At 66.8% G+C, this 19,901-nt stretch carries 15 protein-coding genes; 12 read left to right on the forward strand and 3 right to left on the reverse strand.

Translation table 11 applies throughout. The annotated features are described in order from the left end of the window. Nucleotides 1-69: 69 nt before the first annotated feature. From AC2JAJ_RS08055 to AC2JAJ_RS08065, 3 genes are all read right to left on the reverse strand, one after another. Entirely contained in the window at nt 70-1,728 is a 1,659-nt protein-coding gene (locus AC2JAJ_RS08055) for an ABC transporter substrate-binding protein (RefSeq protein ID WP_486416245.1), read from the reverse strand. 163 nt (nt 1,729-1,891) lie between these two features. Next, nucleotides 1,892-4,030 carry a murein biosynthesis integral membrane protein MurJ gene (gene murJ / locus AC2JAJ_RS08060; RefSeq protein ID WP_486416244.1) on the reverse strand — a complete coding sequence of 713 codons (2,139 nt, stop codon included), beginning with the start codon at nt 4,028-4,030 and terminating at the stop codon, nt 1,892-1,894. Between the two features lie 58 nt (nt 4,031-4,088). After that, on the reverse strand, nt 4,089-4,589 hold the full coding sequence (locus AC2JAJ_RS08065) for an NUDIX hydrolase (RefSeq protein WP_175317151.1): 501 nt from the start codon (nt 4,587-4,589) through the stop codon (nt 4,089-4,091). Nucleotides 4,590-4,796: 207 nt separating this feature from the next. On the opposite strand from AC2JAJ_RS08065, the gene AC2JAJ_RS08070 reads away from it, so the two are divergent. The 12 genes from AC2JAJ_RS08070 to AC2JAJ_RS08125 all read left to right on the forward strand — a co-directional run bounded on the left by AC2JAJ_RS08070 (nt 4,797) and on the right by AC2JAJ_RS08125 (nt 19,856). Further along, entirely contained in the window at nt 4,797-6,302 is a 1,506-nt protein-coding gene (locus tag AC2JAJ_RS08070) for a CCA tRNA nucleotidyltransferase (RefSeq protein ID WP_221384415.1), read from the forward strand. Then, a complete protein-coding gene (locus AC2JAJ_RS08075; protein ID WP_454485447.1) occupies nt 6,299-6,883 on the forward strand; it encodes a histidine phosphatase family protein in 585 nt (194 codons plus the stop codon). The genes AC2JAJ_RS08070 and AC2JAJ_RS08075 overlap by 4 nt, the downstream gene beginning before the upstream one ends. A 597-nt stretch (nt 6,884-7,480) precedes the next feature. Beyond that, complete coding sequence (locus AC2JAJ_RS08080) at nt 7,481-7,645, forward strand: hypothetical protein (protein ID WP_486416243.1); 165 nt, start codon at nt 7,481-7,483, stop codon at nt 7,643-7,645. 10 nt (nt 7,646-7,655) lie between these two features. Next, nucleotides 7,656-9,110, forward strand: coding sequence for a glycosyltransferase family 87 protein (locus AC2JAJ_RS08085; protein ID WP_486416242.1), 1,455 nt, complete (start codon nt 7,656-7,658; stop codon nt 9,108-9,110). Continuing rightward, entirely contained in the window at nt 9,103-10,545 is a 1,443-nt protein-coding gene (locus AC2JAJ_RS08090) for a phytoene desaturase family protein (RefSeq protein ID WP_486416241.1), read from the forward strand. The genes AC2JAJ_RS08085 and AC2JAJ_RS08090 overlap by 8 nt, the downstream gene beginning before the upstream one ends. Before the next feature lie 25 nt (nt 10,546-10,570). After that, nucleotides 10,571-12,559 (forward strand): penicillin-binding transpeptidase domain-containing protein, encoded by a 1,989-nt coding sequence (locus AC2JAJ_RS08095; RefSeq protein WP_486416240.1) that lies wholly within the window; start codon nt 10,571-10,573, stop codon nt 12,557-12,559. Nucleotides 12,560-12,649: 90 nt separating this feature from the next. Further along, nucleotides 12,650-14,332, forward strand: a complete 1,683-nt coding sequence (locus AC2JAJ_RS08100; protein WP_221384410.1) for an ABC-F family ATP-binding cassette domain-containing protein — start codon at nt 12,650-12,652, stop codon at nt 14,330-14,332. A 52-nt stretch (nt 14,333-14,384) separates the two neighbouring features. Further along, the gene (locus AC2JAJ_RS08105; protein WP_501053441.1) at nt 14,385-15,158 is read left to right on the forward strand and encodes a DeoR family transcriptional regulator; all 774 of its coding nucleotides are present in this window, start codon (nt 14,385-14,387) and stop codon (nt 15,156-15,158) included. Further along, nucleotides 15,155-16,369 (forward strand): MFS transporter, encoded by a 1,215-nt coding sequence (locus AC2JAJ_RS08110; RefSeq protein WP_486416239.1) that lies wholly within the window; start codon nt 15,155-15,157, stop codon nt 16,367-16,369. Before AC2JAJ_RS08105 ends, AC2JAJ_RS08110 begins: the two co-directional genes overlap by 4 nt. 31 nt (nt 16,370-16,400) lie before the next feature. Then, nucleotides 16,401-17,897, forward strand: a complete 1,497-nt coding sequence (locus AC2JAJ_RS08115) for a phosphatase PAP2 family protein (RefSeq protein WP_501053442.1) — start codon at nt 16,401-16,403, stop codon at nt 17,895-17,897. 145 nt (nt 17,898-18,042) lie between these two features. Beyond that, a complete protein-coding gene (locus AC2JAJ_RS08120) occupies nt 18,043-18,966 on the forward strand; it encodes an ABC transporter ATP-binding protein (RefSeq protein ID WP_473694225.1) in 924 nt (307 codons plus the stop codon). Nucleotides 18,967-19,022: 56 nt separating this feature from the next. Beyond that, nucleotides 19,023-19,856, forward strand: coding sequence for an ABC transporter permease (locus tag AC2JAJ_RS08125; RefSeq protein ID WP_486416718.1), 834 nt, complete (start codon nt 19,023-19,025; stop codon nt 19,854-19,856). Nucleotides 19,857-19,901 lie beyond the last annotated feature (45 nt).

Genomic DNA, 19,901 nt, shown 5'->3' on the forward strand with positions numbered 1-19,901 from the left:
GTGGTCGGTCACAAAAGTGGCCGTCGCCTGCACGGCAACGGCCACTGAGCCTGCAAAGGTCGAAGAGCGCTACTGGACCTTGATCTCCGCCAGGCGGAGGCCGTATCCGTAGCGCGTCTTCGGCGCGGCGAGCTTGGGAAGCGAATTGATGGAAACAATCACGTACTGTGCCTTAACGGGCTCCCCCACGGGGATGTTCAGTTCGGTGGACGTAAAGCTGTTGGTCCCCACAGTCTTGGCACCATCCAATGAAGGCTGGTCATTGGTGTAGACGGTGATGTTTCCGCCCGACCCACCGAGCTGGGAAAGCGTAACCGAGGACACTGGTGCAGGGGCCTTCAGCTTCACCACGAGTTGCACACCCTGCGGGGCCAAACCGCCCCAGTTCTCAGTGGCGAACTCCATGTCCGACCAGTAGCTGGCCGCGTTGCCGTCGTAGGCCTTGACCAGATCCCGGTCGAAGGTGGCTGCGAAGTCGAAGTTCCCCTGTCGGCTGACGCTTTCGATCGCCGGCGGTGCTGCGGGCGGCGCGGACTGGGGGGCCTGGCTTGCGGGCGCGGAAGCCTGCGGCGCGTTAGTGACCGGGGAAGTAGCCTTGGCCTGCGGTTCGGGGGTGAACAGGCTGCCCAGGTTGGTGACAGCGAAAATCAGGCCGGCAATGAGCACAACAGCGAGGAGGCCGCCCACCAGCCACCGCATGGAACGTGGCTGCGTCCCGGACTCATCGCGGTCATCGTCGTGGTCCGCAAAGGTGACGCCGGCCGCCGCGGGGGTTGCAGTCCGGGCAAAGAGTGCCGACTTGCCCTTGACCGGCTGGGAATCACGTTCGTCGTCGATATCCTCGTAGTGGTCCTGATCCCCCGCCTGCGCGTAATCGTCATCCGACCACAGGGAAACCTTCGGCTTCCCTGTGGCACTGGCCTGTTCGGCGCTTGGACGGTCCCCGGCAGGCGCGCCGGAGGGCGTTCCAGTGTCCAGAGGACCAGCAGCGCGCACCGGGCCGGTTTCCACAGGTCCGGTGTCCACTTGCCCCGAATCGGAACCCGAACCGGAACCGGAGCGCGCCGCGGAAGCGGTGTCATCGGCGGCATACTGCACAGGCTGGGCTGCTGTGGCATCGGGATCGACCCGCGATGCGCCGGCTCCCGACCTGGCCGCAGCCGAAGCGGCACCTGCGCCGGCGGCAGCACCTGCGGCAACTCCGCCGGCGGCCGCTGCAGCAGGACGGACGGGAGGCCGGGGAGGCGCAGCAGGAGAAGAACGGTAAGGATCAACCTGGCTGGGGTGGCTGTCCTGGTAGTTGATGTAACCGGCCTCGACGTTGTCTTCGTCGTCGTAGGGCTCGGGCTCATGGGAGCGCGGTTGGCCGAAGATTTCGCTGCCCAGGGTGTCAGTGAAGAACGGCTCAACATAGGGAGGGTTGGTGGCCACCACGAGATCCAGCAGGTCAGCGGCGGAGGTGTGGTTGGTGATCAGGTAGGTAGCGGCCTCGGTGACTCCCAGGTCCAGGACCTGCACGGTGCCGGGACGTTCGCCGGTGGCAACTTCCCGGGCGCTCTGCGCGACCTGTTCGGTGTTTTCCGGTCCGGCAACCAGGATGCTGACCGGGCGGTTGAGGACCTGGTCCACACCATCCAGCACCAGATCGTGGTCGTGCGAGGCCAATACCGTGGCTGTGACCTTATAGCGGCCGCCAAGTACTGATCCGACATCGATCGGGTTGGACACGTGTTCCTCCTAGGCTGTCCGGAATTGCCGGCTTGGATGATGCAACCGCCGTTCAGGTCCCGCGTGCGGCTAACCCTGAATGCAACTACCCCTGTACCTGTTCGATCCTAGCCGATCCGGCCCGGACGGCCGTGGAGAAGACGGTTCCGAAACCGCCCGCGTATCACTTCTTCCGCCTGCGCCGAGACTTGAAATGCGGGTTTTCCCCGGCCTTCCCCTGGAACGTGCGGCGCCCTGGAAGCGGGATCTGCTCGCGGAGCAGCCCACCGCGGGCGGTGCTGGGCTGGTCCTCCGCCGGCAGGTAGGCGTCGTCGGCACCGTGGCGCGTGCCGTCGTCGTACGTTTCCTGGCGCCCCGCACCGCGCTCCGGATCCGGGCCCGCACGGAAGGAAACGGCGTCGAATTCGCCGGAAATGCGGGGAATCAGGCCTGTGTCCACCGACGTGGTGGCCCGCTCTGCACGCGGCCCCCGTTCCGCGCCGGCGTGGACGGGGGCGGACGACGGCGGGGTCCCGGCATCCGAGGGTCCGTCCTGGCGGCCGCGGCCCAGCCGTCCCAGGAGCGGGCGCAGCAGGTCGCGCAGTTCGGAGACCCGGAACAGCTTGAGCAGGAAGAAGTAGACCACCAGCATGACGGGCCCAACCACGATGACGGTCACCAGCGCGGTGATCCGGTTCTGCCAGGCAAAGCCGTCCGGGCTATAGCTGCCCATGAGCCAGAGGGCGCCCGCGCCGGCGATCGCCGAGCCCAGGGCTGCGTACCCCATCCGGATGTAGGAGTTGGCGATCCGCGCGCCGTCCAAATGGCCCAGCATGCGCCGGAGGAAGAACGCGCTGATGACCACCGAGAGGATGTTGCCCGCCATATAGAGGACGGCGATGGCGTAAATGATCTGGTTGACCGGGAGGAACTGGATGGCGAAGGCGCCAGCCACGTATACGACGGCCAGCAGCAGCTGGACGTAGAACGGCGTGCGCGCATCTTCGTTGGCATAGAAGACGCGGGACATCATGAAGTTGGCGCTCATGAAGGGGGTGCTGAGCGCAAGGATCGTGAGCGTCTGTGCCAGCATCACGCCGTCCTGGCGCAGGCCGCCGGAGAAGAACATCCCCAGCGGACCGGCCAGCGCAAACAGCGCCAGGGCGCCAAAAACCGTGGCAACGGCCATGGTCCGCAGGCCGTGCGAGAGCGCGTCGCGCAGTTCCGCCCGGTTGCCGTCCTGGGATGCGCGGGTCATGCGGTTGAACAGGACCGTGGCCAGGGACAGGGCGATGATCGAGTGCGGCAGCAGGTACAGCTGGCTGGCCACCTCCAGCACCGCGTTGCCGGGAAGGGTGGCGGCGGACGGGTCGCCCGCCTGCTGCAGCCGGATGCGTTCGGCGCCGGGAATGGTGGCGATGCGCATGACATACAGGAACGCCAGCTGGCCGACGGCGGCGGTCAGGAGCGTCCACACGCTCAGCCTGGCTGCGTGGCCCAGTCCCACGCCGCGCCAGCCGAAACGGGGGCGGAGTCCGAGCTTCAGCCGCATCACGGGAACCATCAGGATGGCCGTCTGGGACAGCACGCCGATGGTGGAGAAGCCGGCGACGAAAAGTGTCTGCGTGCTGCCCCAGTTGTCCAAAGTGTGTGGATTGAACTCGTTGGTGCCGAAAATCCAGATGAACATGCCCAGGCCGGCGATCGCCACCACGTTGTTCAGGATGGGGGCCCACATTGCAGGGCCAAAAGCGCCATTGGCGTTCAGGACCTGCGTGAGCAGGGCATAGAGGCCGTAGAAGAAGATCTGCGGCAGGCACCAGAACGCGAAGGTGACCGCCAGTGCCTTCTGCTGCGGCGAATAGCCCTGCGTTGTCAGCTCAATGACCGCCGGCGCTGCCAGGGTCACCAGTGCAGTGAGGCCCAGGAGGAGCAGGACGGCCAGCGTCAGCAGCCGGCTGATGTAGTCGGCTCCCCGGTCCGGCGCCTTGCTGGCTTTGATGATCTGCGGCACCAGCACGGCATTGAAGACGCCGCCGGCCACCAGGAGGAAGATCAGGTTGGGCAGGTTGTTGGCGTTGATGAAGGTGTCGTTGACCGTTGATCCCAGGCCGAGGGCGGTACCGAGCATCCAGGTCTTGCCGAAGCCCAGGAAGCGGGACACGAGCGTCCCGGCAGCCATGATGGCGCTGGAACGCGTCTCGCTGGCGCCCGCAGCCGCGGGCTGGGCAATGTCCGGTGAGGCCGGTTCCGGGGGGACGCCGTCGGGTGCCGCGTCGTCCGGCCGGCCGGACCTGTCGGAAGGGAAGTTGGTAGCTGACATCGAGTTCATCGTCTCACCCGCCAACGCTTTACACGGCAACGACGGCGGTGTGGGCCTTCTAGAGGTGTCCGGGCAGGACCTCGCGGGCGAGGTCTGCGATGCGGCGCTCGTTGGGGAATGACAGCTTCCGGGCCAGTTCCTGGATGGGCACCCATGCCACGTCCACGGCTTCCTGGTCGGGATCGTTTTCGATGGTCAGTTCTCCCCCGGTGGCACGCAGGAGGTAATGGTGCACGGTCTTGTGGACACGGTGGCCGCTGACGGTGAACCAGTAGTCGATACTGCCAAGGGGCGCCAGGATGCTGCCTTCGATGCCGGTTTCCTCGGCAATCTCCCGAACCGCAGCCTCTTCGTTGTTTTCCTTGCCCTCCGGATGCCCCTTGGGCAGGCACCACTCGAGCCGTCCGCCGCGATTAAGGCGGGCGATGATCGCAACCCGCAGCTCGGCGTCGGAGGTGTCCACCACGACGCCGCCGGCGGAGACTTCCTCGACCGTGGGCAGCGATGCCGGTGCCGACTGCTGGGCAGGGGCGACGTGCGCACCGATTGCCGACGGCAATGGTGCGTTTGTCCTCCTGCCGGGAGCGCTCGGTACTGGATGGGCCATGGAGTCCACTCTAACGACAGTTGCCCCTTCATGATGACCGGAACATGACACCAACATGGACGGCATATGACGCACTTTGCGGGACGTAATGGAAAGAACGCCGATCCTGGCAGCTTTTTGGACTGCCGCGGCGCTGGTTTCTGCCAAGCTTAAGGAACTATGGCGCACGCACATCACAAGATTGATTCCCATACTGTCGACTTCAAGGTGGCCCCGGTGGTCCTGGAGCTCGGGCAGCGCTTCGTGGATGCCGGCCATGAGTTGTCCCTTGTGGGCGGGCCCGTGCGTGACCTCTTCCTGGGCCGGACCTCGCCGGACCTTGACTTCACCACCGACGCCACCCCGGACCAGACCGTGGCGCTGATCAAGAAGTGGGCGGACAATTTCTGGGAGATTGGCCGGGCATTCGGGACCATCGGCATGCGCAAGGCGGGGTTCCAGATCGAGATCACCACGTACCGCGCCGAAGCCTACGATCCCGACTCCCGCAAGCCGGTGGTGGCCTTCGGCTCTTCCCTGGCCGATGACCTGCTGCGGCGTGACTTCACCATTAACGCCATGGCACTGAAGCTGCCGTCCATGGAGCTGGTGGATCCGTTCGGGGGCGTCCGGGACCTGCACGCCTCCGTGCTGGCCACGCCGGGCGCACCGGAGGAGTCCTTCTCCGACGATCCCCTGCGGATGATGCGTGCCGCCCGGTTCGCTTCGCAGCTGGGTGTCTCTGTCCGGGACGACGTCCGTGAGGCCATGACGGGCATGGCGGACCGCATCAAGATCATTTCCGCGGAGCGGGTGAGGGATGAACTGGTCAAACTGGTCTGCGGCGCCCGGCCGCGGACAGGAATCGACCTCCTGGTGGAAACGGGGCTGGCCGAGCATGTGCTGCCCGAAGTCTCCGCCCTCCGCCTCGAGTCCGACGAGCACCACCGGCACAAGGACGTCTACCAGCACTCCCTCCAGGTCCTGGAACAGGCGGCCGAGCTGGAAACCGGCGCGGAGGGGCCCGTGCCCGGGCCGGACTTCGTGCTGCGCTTTGCAGCGTTGATGCACGACGTCGGGAAGCCGGCGACGCGACGTTTCGAACCGGGCGGCGCGGTGAGCTTCCGCCACCACGACATGGTGGGGGCCAAACTCACCACCAAACGGATGAAGGCGCTGCGCTTCGACAACGACACCACCAAGGCCGTTGCCCGGCTTGTGGAGCTCCACATGCGCTTCTACGGCTACGGCGACGCCGGGTGGAGCGATTCCGCGGTCCGGCGGTACGTCACCGACGCCGGTCCCCTGCTGGAGCGCCTGCACCGGCTCACCCGTTCCGACGTGACCACCCGCAACCAGCGCAAGGCCGAGCGCCTGTCCTTCGCCTACGACGACCTCGAGTCCCGCATCGCAGCCCTCCGTGAACAGGAATCCCTGGACGCCGTGCGCCCGGACCTGGACGGCGCCCGGATCATGGAGCTGCTCGGCCTGAAGCCGGGGCCGCTGGTGGGCCGCGCCTACAAGTTCCTCCTTAATGAACGGATGGAGTACGGGCCCCTGCCCCTCGGGGAAGCGGAGGCGCGCCTGCTCCGCTGGTGGGCCGAACAACCTGAATCTGCACCTGCCGCACCGGACGCAGGGACCGTTCCTGCCGCCGTCGAACCTTCCACCGAGGAGTCCAAGTGACCAACGCCGCCTTCGCACCGCGCCCCCAGCTCTGGATCCTCCGGCACGGTGAAACCGAGTGGTCCAAGAGCGGGCAGTACACCGGCCTCACGGACCTGCCGCTGACCGTGGAAGGCGAACAGCAGGCGGTGGAGGCCCGGAAGGTGCTGGACAACGTCGACTTCGACCTGGTGCTCACCTCCCCCCTGCGGCGTGCACGGCGCACCGCCGAGCTCGCAGGCTTTCCCGACGCCCGGCACGAGCCCCTCGCCGTGGAGTGGAACTACGGGGACTATGAGGGCATCAGTTCGGACCTGATCCGCAAGGACAACCCCGACTACCTGATCTGGACGCATGGGGTTCCCAACGGCGAGACGCTGGACGAGGTGGCCGCGAGGGCGGACAAGATCATTGGCCGCGTCCTGGAATCCGGCATGGACAACGTGCTGATCGTGGCGCACGGCCATTTCTCCCGCATTCTCACCGCGCGGTGGCTGGAGCTGCCCGCCACGGAAGGGCGGCACTTCATCCTGGGCACGGCCAAGGTATGCACCCTCGGCTGGGACAAGAAGACGCCCGCCATTGTGCGTTGGGGCCTCTGAAATCCCCTTTTCTGTTTCTTTTTGCTTTTTCTCCGGGAATTGCTGGCTCTGCCGGTAATTCTGCGGTACCTTTATTCCTGACCCCGAAGCATTGTGCCGGGGTCCGTTGACCGCAATGCACACCATGCAGCGGACCGCAGAAAAGGAGGTTGGGAAAATGATGACTTTGACTGGCGAATGGAATGCCATCATCAATGCCTTCCCGGCCTTTGCTGGTCCGGCGCGCGTGGCTTCGGTCAATTCCGGCTCCCGGAGGATTCTCCGCGCGCCGCGACGCCGCTAACACGCGCCGGCAAGCGGGCTCCCGCCACAGCCGGGATTTCCGGGCTCTCCCGTTGACCTCACTGGAACTGCCACTGCTGTAGCGCCCGCTTCGTGTCCGAACGGGCCTGTGTCCGGATGCCCGGGCATTGCGGCAGTCCACTCCTGGCTCCCGGGATATTTCCCTTTCCGTAATTGTGTCCGCGCGCAATTTCCCTATTTCCCTTCCTGAGGATCCCCGCGCCGTAATTAGCCGTATTTGTGCGACTAATCGCGGTGCTAATCCGCCGCGCAATTTTCGCTGCCCAATTATCAAAGAAAGGAGGTGTCCCTCTGATGCGGAAGATCATTGGACTTCTGTCCCGCCCACTGCAGCGCCGCAGTTCCCTCAACGTCGCTTTGCTCGAGCAGCACCGGAACGACGTTTTCGTGCTCATGCACCAGAGCTCGGCGGGCTGCGCTTACAGCCGGCCCCGGGTCCGGAACCGGGGCCGGCTGTAAGCTCGATTCCATGCACCAGACCCAGCCGCCGGAGAGTGGACGACGGTCCCGGATCGTGGTTCCCAGCCGCAGCGATGTCCTGCTGCGGAATTTCACCGAAGTCCTCGGCGGTCCGCTGGGAAAGAGGTCCGAGCCCGGACTGGTGTCCCCTGGGATCTTCACCGTGGAGCGGATCCTCATTGTCCTTACGGCCATGGCAGCCCTGGTGGGAATCCTGCTGAAAGGTTATTGCCGGGCCAACGGCTGGGAGACGCCGACGCAGTTCTACGCCACGTGCTACTCGGACTTTCCCGAACTGTTCCGGAACCGGGGCATCGCCGGGGGAACCTTCCCCATCCTCGGCCGCGGCAGCCAGTTCGAATACCCGGTGCTCATCGCGCTGATCGCGGGCGTGACGTCCTGGCTGGTGCCGGGCGGAGACATCGACGCCCGCGCCCTGGCCTATTTCGATATCAACGTCCTGCTGCTCGCTGCGGTGGCGATGGCCACCGTCCTGGCTGTAGCCCGCATGCCCGGCCGGCGGCCGTGGGATGCCGCGATGGTGGCAGTGGCCCCTGGACTGGTGCTGGCAGGGACCATCAACTGGGACCTCTGGGCCGCCTGCCTGCTCGCATGGGGCATGTACTTCTTCGCCCGGGACCGCCCCCTGGCTGCAGGCGTCCTCATCGGCCTGGGCACCGCAACCAAGCTCTACCCCCTGCTGGTCCTGGGGGCCATCCTGCTCCTGGCCATCCGCACCGGCCGGTGGCGGCCCCTGGTGGCCACGGCCGGCAGTACCGGCGCCACCTGGCTGCTGGTCAACCTGCCATTCGCCTCAGCCAACCCCGCAGGGTGGGCATACTTTTTCCAGTACAGCGCCGAGCGCGGTGCCGGGTACAGTTCGGCCTGGTTCGCCTACGACCTGGTGGCCGGCAGGCTTGGATGGTCGCGCCTCGGTGCCGACTCCGTCAGCCTACTGTCGGCCGTGTGCTTCGCTGCCGCATGCCTTGCCATAGCGGCCGTGGCCCTGACCGCTCCCCGCCGCCCACGGCTGGCGCAGCTTGCCTTCCTGGTCGTTGCCGCCTTCATCCTCACCAGCAAGGTCTATTCGCCGCAGTACGTGGTGTGGCTTGTCCCGCTGCTTGCCCTGGCAAGGCCGCGGTGGCGCGACTTCCTCATCTGGCAGGGAATCGAAGGCCTCCATTGGGCAGCGATCTGGATGTACCTTGGACAAGTGACCAGCGCCGGCTCTTCCCAACACAACCTGGACATGCCCTACTACGTCCTTGCCGTTGCCGCGCACATGTTCGCGGTGGGCTACCTCATGGCCCGGGTCACGTGGGACATCTACGATCCCTCCTACGACCCCATCCGCCGCCACCACCTGGACGACCCCCACGGCGGACCATTCGCCAACGCGCCCGACCGGATCCTCCTTCGCGCAGGACGGCCACCGCTTTCGCCGAAGGCAAGCTCCCATGCCTGATGTCGCCGTCGTGGGATCCGGACCCAATGGTCTCGCCGCGGCAGCCGTCATGGCACGCGCCGGACTGTCCGTGGAGGTCTTCGAGGCCGCACAAAGCATTGGCGGCGGCACGCGGACCTCCGAGCTGATGCAGCCCGGGCACTTCCATGACGTCTGCTCCGCGGTGCATCCCATGGCGCTGGCGTCCCCCTTCTTCCGTGCCTTCGAGCTGCCCCGCCGGATAGACCTCATCACGCCGGAGGTGTCCTTTGGTTCGCCCCTGGACGGCGGCCGGGCGGCATTGGCCTACACATCGCTGGACCGGACCGCCGCAGGCCTGGGCCGCGACGGACCGGCCTACCGGCGGCTCATGGAACCGCTGGTCCGGAACATCGACGACGTCATGGACTTCACGCAGAACCAGCTCCTGCGGATACCCCGCAATCCGCTGGTTGCCCTGGCATACGGCCTGCGGACCCTGGAGCAAGGGACGAGTATGTGGAACGTCCGGTTCCGCGAACAGTACGCCCCGGCACTGCTGAGCGGTGTGGCTGCCCACGCCGTTTCCCACCTGCCGTCCCTCGCCGCATCGGGTGCCGGGCTCATGCTCGGCGCCCTGGGGCATGCCGCGGGCTGGCCCATTCCGCGCGGCGGTTCCGCCACCATCGCTGCAGCGCTTGCGGACGATATCCGCGCCCACGGGGGAACCATCCACACCGGAACCCCGATCGACCGGCTGGAGCAGCTCCCCGCCACCCGGGCCACGCTCCTGGACGTCGCGCCCCGCGGGCTGGTGGACATGGCAGGGGATTCCCTCCCGGACCACTACCGGCGGGCCCTGGAAGCCTTCCGCTACGGGAATGGATCCTGCAAGGTGGACTTCATCCTGTCCGGACCGGTTCCGTGGCAGGCCCCCGAACTCGCCGATGCCGGCACCGTCCACGTCGGTGGAACCAGGGCTGAACTGGCGCGGTCGGAGAATGAGGTCAGCGCAGGACGCCATCCCGAACAGCCCTACGTGCTGGTGGCACAGCCGTCCCGTTTCGACCCCAGCCGCGCGCCCGGCGGCCGGCACACCCTCTGGACCTATTGCCATGTCCCTGCCGGCTCAACGAAGGACATGACAAAGGAGATCACCGCACAGCTGGAACGCTTCGCCCCCGGATTCCGTGACCTCGTGGTGGAGTCGCACGCCATCACGGCCGCCCAGCTGTCCCAGTACAACCGGAACTACATCGGCGGCGACTTCAGCGCGGGGATCATGGACGTCCGCGGGCTGGTCCAGAAGCCGGTGGCCTCCCCCGTTCCCTGGCGGACGCCGCTGCTGGGTGTGTACCTCTGTTCCTCCTCCACGCCGCCCGGACCCGGAGTGACCGGCATGCCTGGCCTGCACGCCGCCACATACGCGCTCAAAGACATCTTCAAGCTGCCGGTACCGGGTCTGGGCATCGGCTGACCACGCGCCGGGGGATAATGGCGCGATGGGGAAATCAACAAAACTTTCGCTTGCCTTAGCCGCGCTCATTGTGGGCACAACCCTGGTGTCCTGCGATGACGGAAAATCCGGAGCGGAAGCAGCGGCACAGCAGCTCGCCACCGCCGTCTCGGCGCTGGACGTGGGAACTGTGGCCTTCGACGGCAAGGACGCCGCCGCAGCCAACGAACAGTTGCACGCGGTGTTCGCGTCCCTGGACCCGCAGAAGCCCGCCGTCCAGGCCGGAGAGCCCACCCTCGACGGCGACAACGCGTCCGCGCCGCTGGCCTACAGCTGGAAATTCGGCGACGCCGAGTGGAAGTACACGGTATCGGCGAAATTCAAGAAGTCGGGCGATAAATGGCTGGCGCTCTGGGAACCGGCCATTCTGGTTCCCGGCCTTGCCGACAGCGAGATCGTGACCAAAGGATCCCAGTCTCCCCCGCGTGCCGACATCCTGGGTGCCGGCGATGCGCAGCTGGTGACCTACCGCCCAGTGGTGAATGTGGGAATCGACAAGCCCCAGCTCGGAACGGCGGACCCTGCCGATTCGGCCGGCAAACTGGCCGCGTTGGTGGGAGTGGACCCGGCCGGCTACGTCCAGCAGGTCAAGGCAGCCGGAGCGCAGGCGTTTGTTTCTGCCATCACCCTCCGCGAGGAGGGCCGGACCATCACCAATGAGCAGATCCAGGCGATTCCCGGCGCACGCGCCATTCCCGCATCCATCCCCCTGGCCCCGAGCAGGACGTTCGCCCGCGCCGTCCTCGGCTCCGTGGGCGAAGCGACGGCGGAACAGATCGAAGCGTCCGGTGGTGCCCTGGCCGCCGGTGACGTCACGGGCATCGGTGGGCTCCAGCAACAGTATGACAAGCAGCTGCGCGGCACGGACGCCGTCGTTATCCGTGCCCAGCGGGCGGACCTGACACGGGAACAGATCCAGTCCTCGGCAACCGACCCCCGGCGCGTCCTTTTCGAAGTGGCACCCAAGCCCGGCACACCGCTGAAGACCACCCTGGACCCCCGGCTCCAGGCACTGGCCGAAAGCACCCTTGAAGGTGTTGGGCCGGCGTCGGCCATTGTGGCCCTCCGCCCTTCCAGCGGCGCCGTCCTCGCAGCCGCGTCCGGCCCCGGCAGCAACGGCTACAACACGGCCATGCTGGGTCAGTACGCGCCTGGCTCCATCTTCAAGATGGTTGATTCGCTCGCCATGTTCCGCAACGGGATGACGCCGGACTCCACCGTCCAGTGCACCCCCACGCTTACCGTGGACGGGCGCACCTTCAAGAACTCCGAGGGCTATCCGGAAACCTCCCTGGGGTCGGTAACGCTGCGGGACGCCTTCGCGCACTCCTGCAACACGGCCTTCATCTCCCAGCGCGACGCCGTTTCGCAGTCGCAGCTTGAAGCCGCCGCCACCTCCATGGGGGTCGCCGTCGAAGCGCCCAGGCTCGGTGCCGAAGCGTTCCTCGGCTCGGTCCCGGGCCAGGCCGAGGGAACCGAACATGCCGCGTCCATGATCGGTCAGGGCAAGGTGCTGCTCTCCCCGCTGGCCGCGGCCATCATGGCAGGCTCTGTTGCGAAGGGCGCCCCGGTCTCGGCGCAGCTTGTCCTGAACCCCGACGCCGGTGCTCCCGCCGCCGGAACGACCGCAGGGTCCACCGCGCCGGCAGCCAAACCGTCAGCCACGGCCACCGCGGAAGCGCCCTCCACCGCATCGGACAAACCGATCACGGCAGCCGAGGCCACATCGCTGGGGGACATGATGCGCGCGGTGGTCACGTCCGGGCACGCCGGGTTCCTCGCCAGCGTGCCGGGCGAACCCGTCGGCGCCAAGACCGGAACCGCCGAGTTCGGCACCGAAAATCCGCCCAAGACCCACGCCTGGATCGTGGCAGTCCACGGCGATTTGGCCGTGGCGGTGTTCGTGGAGGACGGCGGCCTGGGTGCCACCACGTCCGGGCCGCTGCTGAAGCAGTTCCTCACCGCCGCCGGCTAGAGCTCCTGTCCACGCATGCGGACTTGAGCGCTGCTGTGGCCGCGTGCGTGGACAAAGACTCCGGGGGCGGGGCGTGGGAAGATGGAGTCCGTGGCCCATATTGACGTTTCCGGCATCGACTACTTCCTCTCAGACGGCACCCAGCTGCTCAACGGGGTGACCTTCAAGGTCCCGGACGGCACCAAAACTGCCCTGATCGGGCCCAACGGCACCGGCAAGACCACGCTGTTCCGGATCATCGCCGGCGACCTCCTGCCGGATGAGGGAGTCATTGGCCGCTCCGGGAACATGGGCATCATGCGCCAGTTCGTGGGCCAGGTCCGGGACGGGTCCACGGTCCGTGACCTCCTGGTGTCCGCCGCTCCCCCGGCCCTTGCGGCAGCTGCCCGTGAAGTTGATGATGCCGAGCTGGCCATGATGGAGCACGACGACGAGCCCACCCAGATGCGGTACGCCCAGGCCATCGTGGACTGGGGCGACGCCGGCGGCTACGACGTGGAGACCGTCTGGGACGAGGTCTGCATGGCCGCGCTGGGACTGCCGTTCGACCGCGCACAGCACCGCCCGGCGTCGAGCCTCTCCGGCGGTGAGCAGAAGCGGCTGGTGCTCGAGGCGCTGTTCGCAGGCCCCGATGACCTCCTCCTGCTCGACGAACCGGACAACTACCTTGATGTCCCGGGAAAGCGCTGGCTCGAGGACAAGCTGAATGAGTCCCGGAAGACCGTCTTCTTCATCAGCCACGACAGGGAACTGCTGAACAACGCGGCAGGGCGGATCGTGACGCTCGAGCCCGGCATCAACGGTGCCGCCGCATGGATCCACGGCGGGGGATTCGCCTCCTACGTGGAGGCGCGGGCGGACCGGAACGCCCGGTTCGAGGAGCTGCGCAAGCGCTGGGACGAGGAGCACATCAAGCTCAAGGAACTCGTCAACATGTACAAGAACAAGGCCGCGTTCCGCTCCGACATGGCCAACCGGTACCACGCGGCCCAGACCCGCCTCGCGAAGTTCCTTGAGGCAGGGCCGCCGGAGGCGCTGCCCATCGAGCAGAACGTGCAGATGCGGCTCAAGGGCGGCCGGACCGCCAAGCGGGCCATCGTGGCGGAACGCTTGGAACTCAGCGGGCTGATGAAAGCCTTCTCCACCGAAATCTGGTTCGGCGACAGGGTGGGCGTCCTGGGCTCCAACGGTTCCGGAAAGTCACACTTCCTGCGGCTGCTGGCCACCGGCGGCACGGATCCGGAGCGCGAGCACCTGCCCGTCTCCGATGTGGAGATTGCGGAAGTTCCGCACGAGGGGACCGTCAAGCTGGGGGCGCGGATCAGGCCCGGGTTCTTCGCCCAGACGCACGTCCGCCCCGATCTCCTGGGCAAGACGCTGCTGGAAATCCTGCACCGCGGTGATGAGCACCGTTCGGGGCTGGGCCGCGAGGCGGCGGCAGGCGCCCTGGACGGTTATGGCCTCGCGGGCCAGTCGGAACAGAAGTATGAGTCGCTGTCCGGCGGCCAGCAGGCGCGGTTCCAGATCCTGCTCCTGCAGCTCAGCGGTGCCACGCTGCTGCTGCTGGACGAGCCAACGGACAACCTGGACCTGCACTCCGCGGAAGCCCTGGAACGGGCCATCGACCACTTTGAGGGAACCGTCCTGGCAGTCACCCACGACCGCTGGTTTGCCCGGACCTTCGACCGGTTCCTGGTGTTCGGGTCCGACGGGAAGGTGTACGAGTCCGCCGACCCCGTGTGGGACGAACAGCGCGTCCAGCGGGCCCGCTGAACATCACTCCTCCATTCATGATCAAATGTTCATTGATTGCTATCATTTGATCATGAAGACCGATGAGCGGCACCGCCTGATTGCCGAAGTCCTTCGGCGCCAGTCGGAGGCGAGCGTAGAGGACCTGATGCGTGCCTGCAGCGCGTCCGGCGCCACCATCCGCCGCGACCTGGAGGTGCTTGCCGCCCGCGGCGTCCTGCGCCGGATCCACGGCGGAGCGAAAAGCCTGATCGGCGGCGGGGAAAATCCGGGGTACGGCCAGCGCGAACTGGAGGACCAAGGGGCCAAGAAGCGCATCGCAGCTGCCGTGTGCCACCTGATTCGGGACCGGGAACAGGTGTGGCTGGACAGCGGCAGCACGGCTACCGAGGTTGCCCGCGCCTTGGCCGGCAGGGAACTGACGCTGATGCCGATGTCCCTTCAGGCGCTGAACGCCGCAGGCGCTGGAGGCAACGCGTTGGGCGTGCGCCCCGCACTGCTGCTTCCGGGCGGCGGCCTGGTGCCCGGTGAACTGTGCTTCCGCGGACCCCTTGCCGAATCCAACATCCGGTCGCTGCGCTTCGAGACCGCCGTGGTCACGCCCTGCGCAGTTGACGGAAAGGACGGGCTGCTGGCCCATGACCTGGATGACGCGGCGGTAAAGCGCGCCGGCCTGGAATCCGCGGCACGAGTCATCCTTGCGGCCTCCGCGGCAAAATGGCACGCACACGCCCGCGCGCTGGTCTCCGGCCTCGACCGGGTGGATGTTGTGGTCACGGACCGGACGTTCAGCACCGAAGAACTCGCCCAACTCGACCGATACTCTGTGGAAGTAGTCAACGTATGAGCACCAACACCGGAACGGACCAGCATGCGGGCATCAAAGCCGCGGCGGTAGCCACCTTCGTGGTCTTTGGCATCAACGGACTCGTTTTCGCCAGCTGGGCGGCACGCATCCCCGCGGTGACGCAAACACTGCAGATCACGTCAGGCCAAATGGGCACCCTGCTGCTGTGCACAGCCGTGGGCTCGCTCCTGGCGCTGCCCACTGCCGGGCTGGTGGTCGGCAGGATCGGTACCGCCAACACCGTCCGCTTTGCCGGCCTCCTGGCAGCCGCAGCAGGAGTGGGCATCGCCATGTCGCTCTCCGCCACGTCCATCCCCGGAACGGCCGTGTCCCTGTTCTTCTTTGGCATTGGCATCGGACTCTGGGACGTGGCGCAAAACATCGAAGGGGCCGACGTCGAACACAAGCTCCGGCGGACGGTCATGCCCCAGTTCCACGCCGCGTTCAGCGGCGGTGCGTTCGTAGGGGCGCTGGTGGGTGCCGGCCTGTCGAACCTCGGAGTGGACCTTCCGCTGCACCTGGTGGCGATAGCAGCGGTAGTGGTGGTGGTGGCACTGGCCGCCCCCCGCTTCTTCCTGCCCCACATCGCTGCCGCGGCGCCGGCGGAGGGTGAACCGAAGCCCGCGAAGGGCCCATCGGCGTGGCGCGATGCCCGCACCATCCTCATTGGCCTGGTGGTCCTTGGCGCCACCCTCACAGAGGGCGCGGGCAACGACTGGATTGCCAAGGCCTCAGTGGATGGCCTCGGAACCTCGGAATCAACCGGGGCGCTCATGTTCGCGCTCTTCGTCCTGGCCATGACGGCGATGCGCTTCCTCGGGGGCCGCGTCATCGACAGGTTCGGCCGCTCTGCCGTCCTGCGGGCAAGCATGGCCGCCGCCGCGGCAGGCCTGGGCCTGTTCGTCCTCGCCAGCAACACCTGGCTTGCGGCGGTGGGTGCGGCCCTGTGGGGCGTAGGCGCTGCATTGGCCTTCCCGATGGGCATGTCGGCAGCCGCGGATGATCCCCGCCACGCAGCCGCACGGGTCTCTGTTGTATCCACTCTTGGGTATGTTTCTTTCCTCGCCGGCCCGCCGTTACTTGGCTACCTCGGCGACCTGACAGGAATCCATACCGCCCTGCTGGCCATCATGGTCCCCATCCTGGTGGCACTGCTGCTGGCCGGCGCAGCGAAACCGCTGAAAGTTGAACAGGCGGCCGACGCGGCCTAGGACTACGCGGCCATGGGGTTAGGGTGTTCACATGCAGAGCACCCGGCGCGGCGCCCACCGGTGGATTGGCCGCTTGGACAGATACCTCTTGAGGCATGTTTCCAGGCTGCCCGGTGGCGGCCATGATGACTTCTTCCGGCGGCTTTCCGCCTCCGCGAACCATGGCAAACTCTGGATGGCGGTGGCCGCCCTCATGGCGCTTTTCCCCGGCAAGACCCGCCGGGCCGCGCTGCATGGCCTGATCGCCCAGGCAGTGGCCTCCGCGGTGACCAACGGGATCTTCAAGACGCTGCTCCCCCGGACCCGGCCGTTGCCCGAACACCTGCCGGTCTTCCGGTTCGTCCATCCGCAGCCCAAGAGCTCCTCCATGCCGTCCGGACACTCGGCCTCGGCGGTAGCTTTTGCCGTGGGGGCAGGCCTGGTGCGTCCTGCCCTCGGGGCAGCCCTGGCGCCTGCGGCCGCCGGGGTTGCGTACTCCCGCGTGCATACGGGGGCCCACTGGCCCTCCGATGTCCTTTTCGGGTCAGCCATCGGGGCAGGCGCTGCCCTGGTAACGCGCCACTGGTGGCCGGTCCGCCCGCCCTTTCCGCAGGCTGCGCGGACGTGGACCGACGCCCCCAAGCTTCCCGAGGGCGACGGCCTGAGCATTGTGGTCAACACCCTTGGCGGCTCCTTCACAGAGGAAACCGCCGACGCGCTGCGGGAGGTATTCCCAAAGGCGCATATTAACACCGTGCATCCGGATGAGGATTTGCTGGAGGAGATAGCGGCCACCGCCGATGCCCCCGGTACCCGTGCCCTCGGTGTCTGGGGCGGCGACGGGACCGTCGGTGCCGCCGCCGCGGCCGCCGTCGAACGGTCCATCCCCCTACTGGTGCTGCCCGGCGGAACCCTGAACCATTTCGCCCGCGACGCCGGCACCGGCAGCCTGAAGGAAGCAGTGGCGGCGGCGACCAACGGCGACGCCGCCCTGGCCGACGTCGGCGTGGTCACCGCAGAACGCGGCCTGGCCGAAAACCCCGAAATCTCCGAACTGATCATGCTGAACACCTCAAGCATCGGCCTCTACCCCAACTTCGTGCGGCGCCGCGAACACCTGCAGCAGGCCCTCGGCAAACCGCTGGCGGGCGTGGTGGCGATGTTCCGGACCTTCGCCGCAGGGACCCCGACCACCTTGACCGTCGACGGGAAACGGCACAAGGTGTGGATCGCCTACCTGGGGCGTGGGCGCTACTACCCCCGTGACCACGCGCCCCTCCTCCGGCCCGTCATGGACGACGGCCTCCTGGACGTCCGGTTGATCACGGCCGACGAATCCTTCGCCAGGATCCGGCTGTTGTGGGCCGTGCTGACCGGAACGGTGGCGGACTCCCGCATCACGCACCTCAGGGAGGCGAAAGACGTCCGGATAGACGCCGGCGGCGCACCCATGGCCCTGGCGGTCGACGGCGAAGCGCTGGCCGGGGTGCGCAGCGTGGCCTACAGCGTGCGGCCCAAGGCATTGGCCTACTACTCGCCACACCCCTGAAGCCCATCACGTGGCGGACAACCCTGATTCGCCCCTGAATCATCCCTGAAACCGGCCCACAAGCGCCGGCGGCCTCGGTAGCGTGGGAAGTGCATTCCGCCCGAACGTCTTCCGCAGCCATGCGCTGCCGTCCAAAGGATCCTTCATGATTGAGGCAAACGGGCTGACCAAGGTCTACGGCGCAAAAACCGCCGTGGCCGGGGTCAGCTTCACCGTCAGGGCCGGCCAGGTGACCGGCTTCCTGGGCCCGAACGGTGCAGGGAAATCGACAACGATGCGCATGATCATGGGACTGGACCGGCCGACGTCGGGCTCCGTCACCGTGAACGGCCTGCCGTACGTCCGGCACAGGGCCCCGCTGCGGGAGGTTGGGGCACTGCTTGATGCCAAAGCCGTCCACACCAGCCGCAGCGCCTACAACCACCTCCTGGCCATGGCGGCCACGCACAGCATCCCCAAGTCCAGGGTGCATGAAGTCATCGAAATGACCGGCCTCGAAGCGGTGGCCCGCAAGAAGGCCGGCGGCTTTTCGCTGGGCATGGGCCAGCGGCTCGGGATCGCCGCCGCGCTGCTCGGGGACCCGCAGACGCTCATCCTTGACGAACCCGTCAACGGACTCGATCCGGAGGGTGTGGTGTGGGTGCGCAACCTGGTGCGCTACCTGGCTGCCCAGGGACGGACCGTCTTCCTTTCCAGCCACCTGATGAGTGAAATGGCCCAGACGGCCGACCACCTGATCGTCATCGGCCGGGGGCGGGTGATTGCCGATGCCCCCATCCAGGACATCATCACCGGCAAGGGCCAGGCGCGCACGAAGGTCCGCACGGATGAGCCGGTCCGCCTTAACCAGCTTCTCGCAGGCCGGGGGGCCTCTGTTGCCCACCAGGAGCAGGACCTGCTGGAGGTCACGGGCCTGGACCCCAGGACAATCGCCAGGACCGCCATGGACAACCAGATCATTGTCTACGAACTCACGCCCCTGGTGGCCAGCCTTGAGGAGGCATACATGGAACTGACCAAGGACGACGTCGAATACCACTCGCTGCCCGCGGCGGAGGCAACCAAATGAGCTCAACCACCACCGAACCCATGTCCCCGCGCGAACCGGCGCCATCGAACAGCAGCATGTCCTCCCGAAGCGGTACCCAGCATCTTCCCGGCCCCACTTTCCTGCGGGTGCTCAACTCCGAGGTCATCAAATTCCGGAGCCTCCTCTCCACCCTGATCCTCCTCGCCTCGACCGCAGTGGTGATGGTGGGATTCGGTGCACTTTCCGCCTGGGGCACGGGCCAGTTCGCGGATGCCGCGACCCGCGACCCGCAGGCGGCGGCCCGGATGGCAGCACAGGGCGGCGACCTCGCGGTCAGTGTTCCCACGTCCGGCATCGCCTTCGCGCAGCTGATCCTGGGCTCGCTCGGCGTCCTCCTGATGAGCTCGGAATTCACCACCGGGATGGCACGGTCAACCTTCGCGGCTGTACCCCGGCGCCTGCCTGCCTTTGCCGCCAAACTCGTGGTGGTCATGGTGACGTCGTTCGTGGTCACGGCGGTGTCCACCTGGGTAGCGGGCCTGGTGGCCGTGCCCATCCTGGATAACTACGGCCTGCAGCTGGACCCGGGAAGTTCCCAGTCGGTCAAGCTGCTCCTGGTCAACAGCGTCTATGTGGCGGCCGTGGCTGCCATTGGCATGGCCCTGGGGACGCTGATCCGCAATTCGGCCGGCGGCATCATGAGCCTGGTGGGCATCTTCTTTGTGGCACCCATCGCGTTCCAGCTCATTCCCGGCGACTTCTTCAAGGAGGCCCGGAAGTACCTGCCGGGCAATACCGTCGACCCGCTCACGGCCGCTGAACATGTGCCGGACACGCTGGAAGCCTGGGAGGCTGCCCTGGTCCTCGGAGCGTGGGTGGTGGTTCCGCTGCTGCTCGCCGCAGTGCTGCTGAAACGGCGGGACGTGTAAGCCTCCCGTGGTTTCCGGCACATTACAAATGTGCCTGCTGAGCAA

It is taken from the genome of Arthrobacter sp. MOO21 (assembly GCF_057369995.2).

Bases quoted from the DNA above. Each gene is read 5' to 3' on its own strand.
- AC2JAJ_RS08085 (WP_486416242.1), top strand. From the start codon at position 7,656: ATGCACCAGACCCAGCCGCCGGAGAGTGGACGACGGTCCCGGATCGTG.
- AC2JAJ_RS08115 (WP_501053442.1), top strand. From the start codon at position 16,401: ATGCAGAGCACCCGGCGCGGCGCCCACCGGTGGATTGGCCGCTTGGAC.
- AC2JAJ_RS08120 (WP_473694225.1), top strand. From the start codon at position 18,043: ATGATTGAGGCAAACGGGCTGACCAAGGTCTACGGCGCAAAAACCGCC.
- AC2JAJ_RS08105 (WP_501053441.1), top strand. From the start codon at position 14,385: ATGAAGACCGATGAGCGGCACCGCCTGATTGCCGAAGTCCTTCGGCGC.
- murJ (WP_486416244.1), bottom strand. From the start codon at position 4,030: ATGTCAGCTACCAACTTCCCTTCCGACAGGTCCGGCCGGCCGGACGAC.
- AC2JAJ_RS08095 (WP_486416240.1), top strand. From the start codon at position 10,571: ATGGGGAAATCAACAAAACTTTCGCTTGCCTTAGCCGCGCTCATTGTG.
- AC2JAJ_RS08070 (WP_221384415.1), top strand. From the start codon at position 4,797: ATGGCGCACGCACATCACAAGATTGATTCCCATACTGTCGACTTCAAG.
- AC2JAJ_RS08125 (WP_486416718.1), top strand. From the start codon at position 19,023: ATGTCCTCCCGAAGCGGTACCCAGCATCTTCCCGGCCCCACTTTCCTG.
- AC2JAJ_RS08080 (WP_486416243.1), top strand. From the start codon at position 7,481: ATGCGGAAGATCATTGGACTTCTGTCCCGCCCACTGCAGCGCCGCAGT.
- AC2JAJ_RS08110 (WP_486416239.1), top strand. From the start codon at position 15,155: ATGAGCACCAACACCGGAACGGACCAGCATGCGGGCATCAAAGCCGCG.
- AC2JAJ_RS08090 (WP_486416241.1), top strand. From the start codon at position 9,103: ATGCCTGATGTCGCCGTCGTGGGATCCGGACCCAATGGTCTCGCCGCG.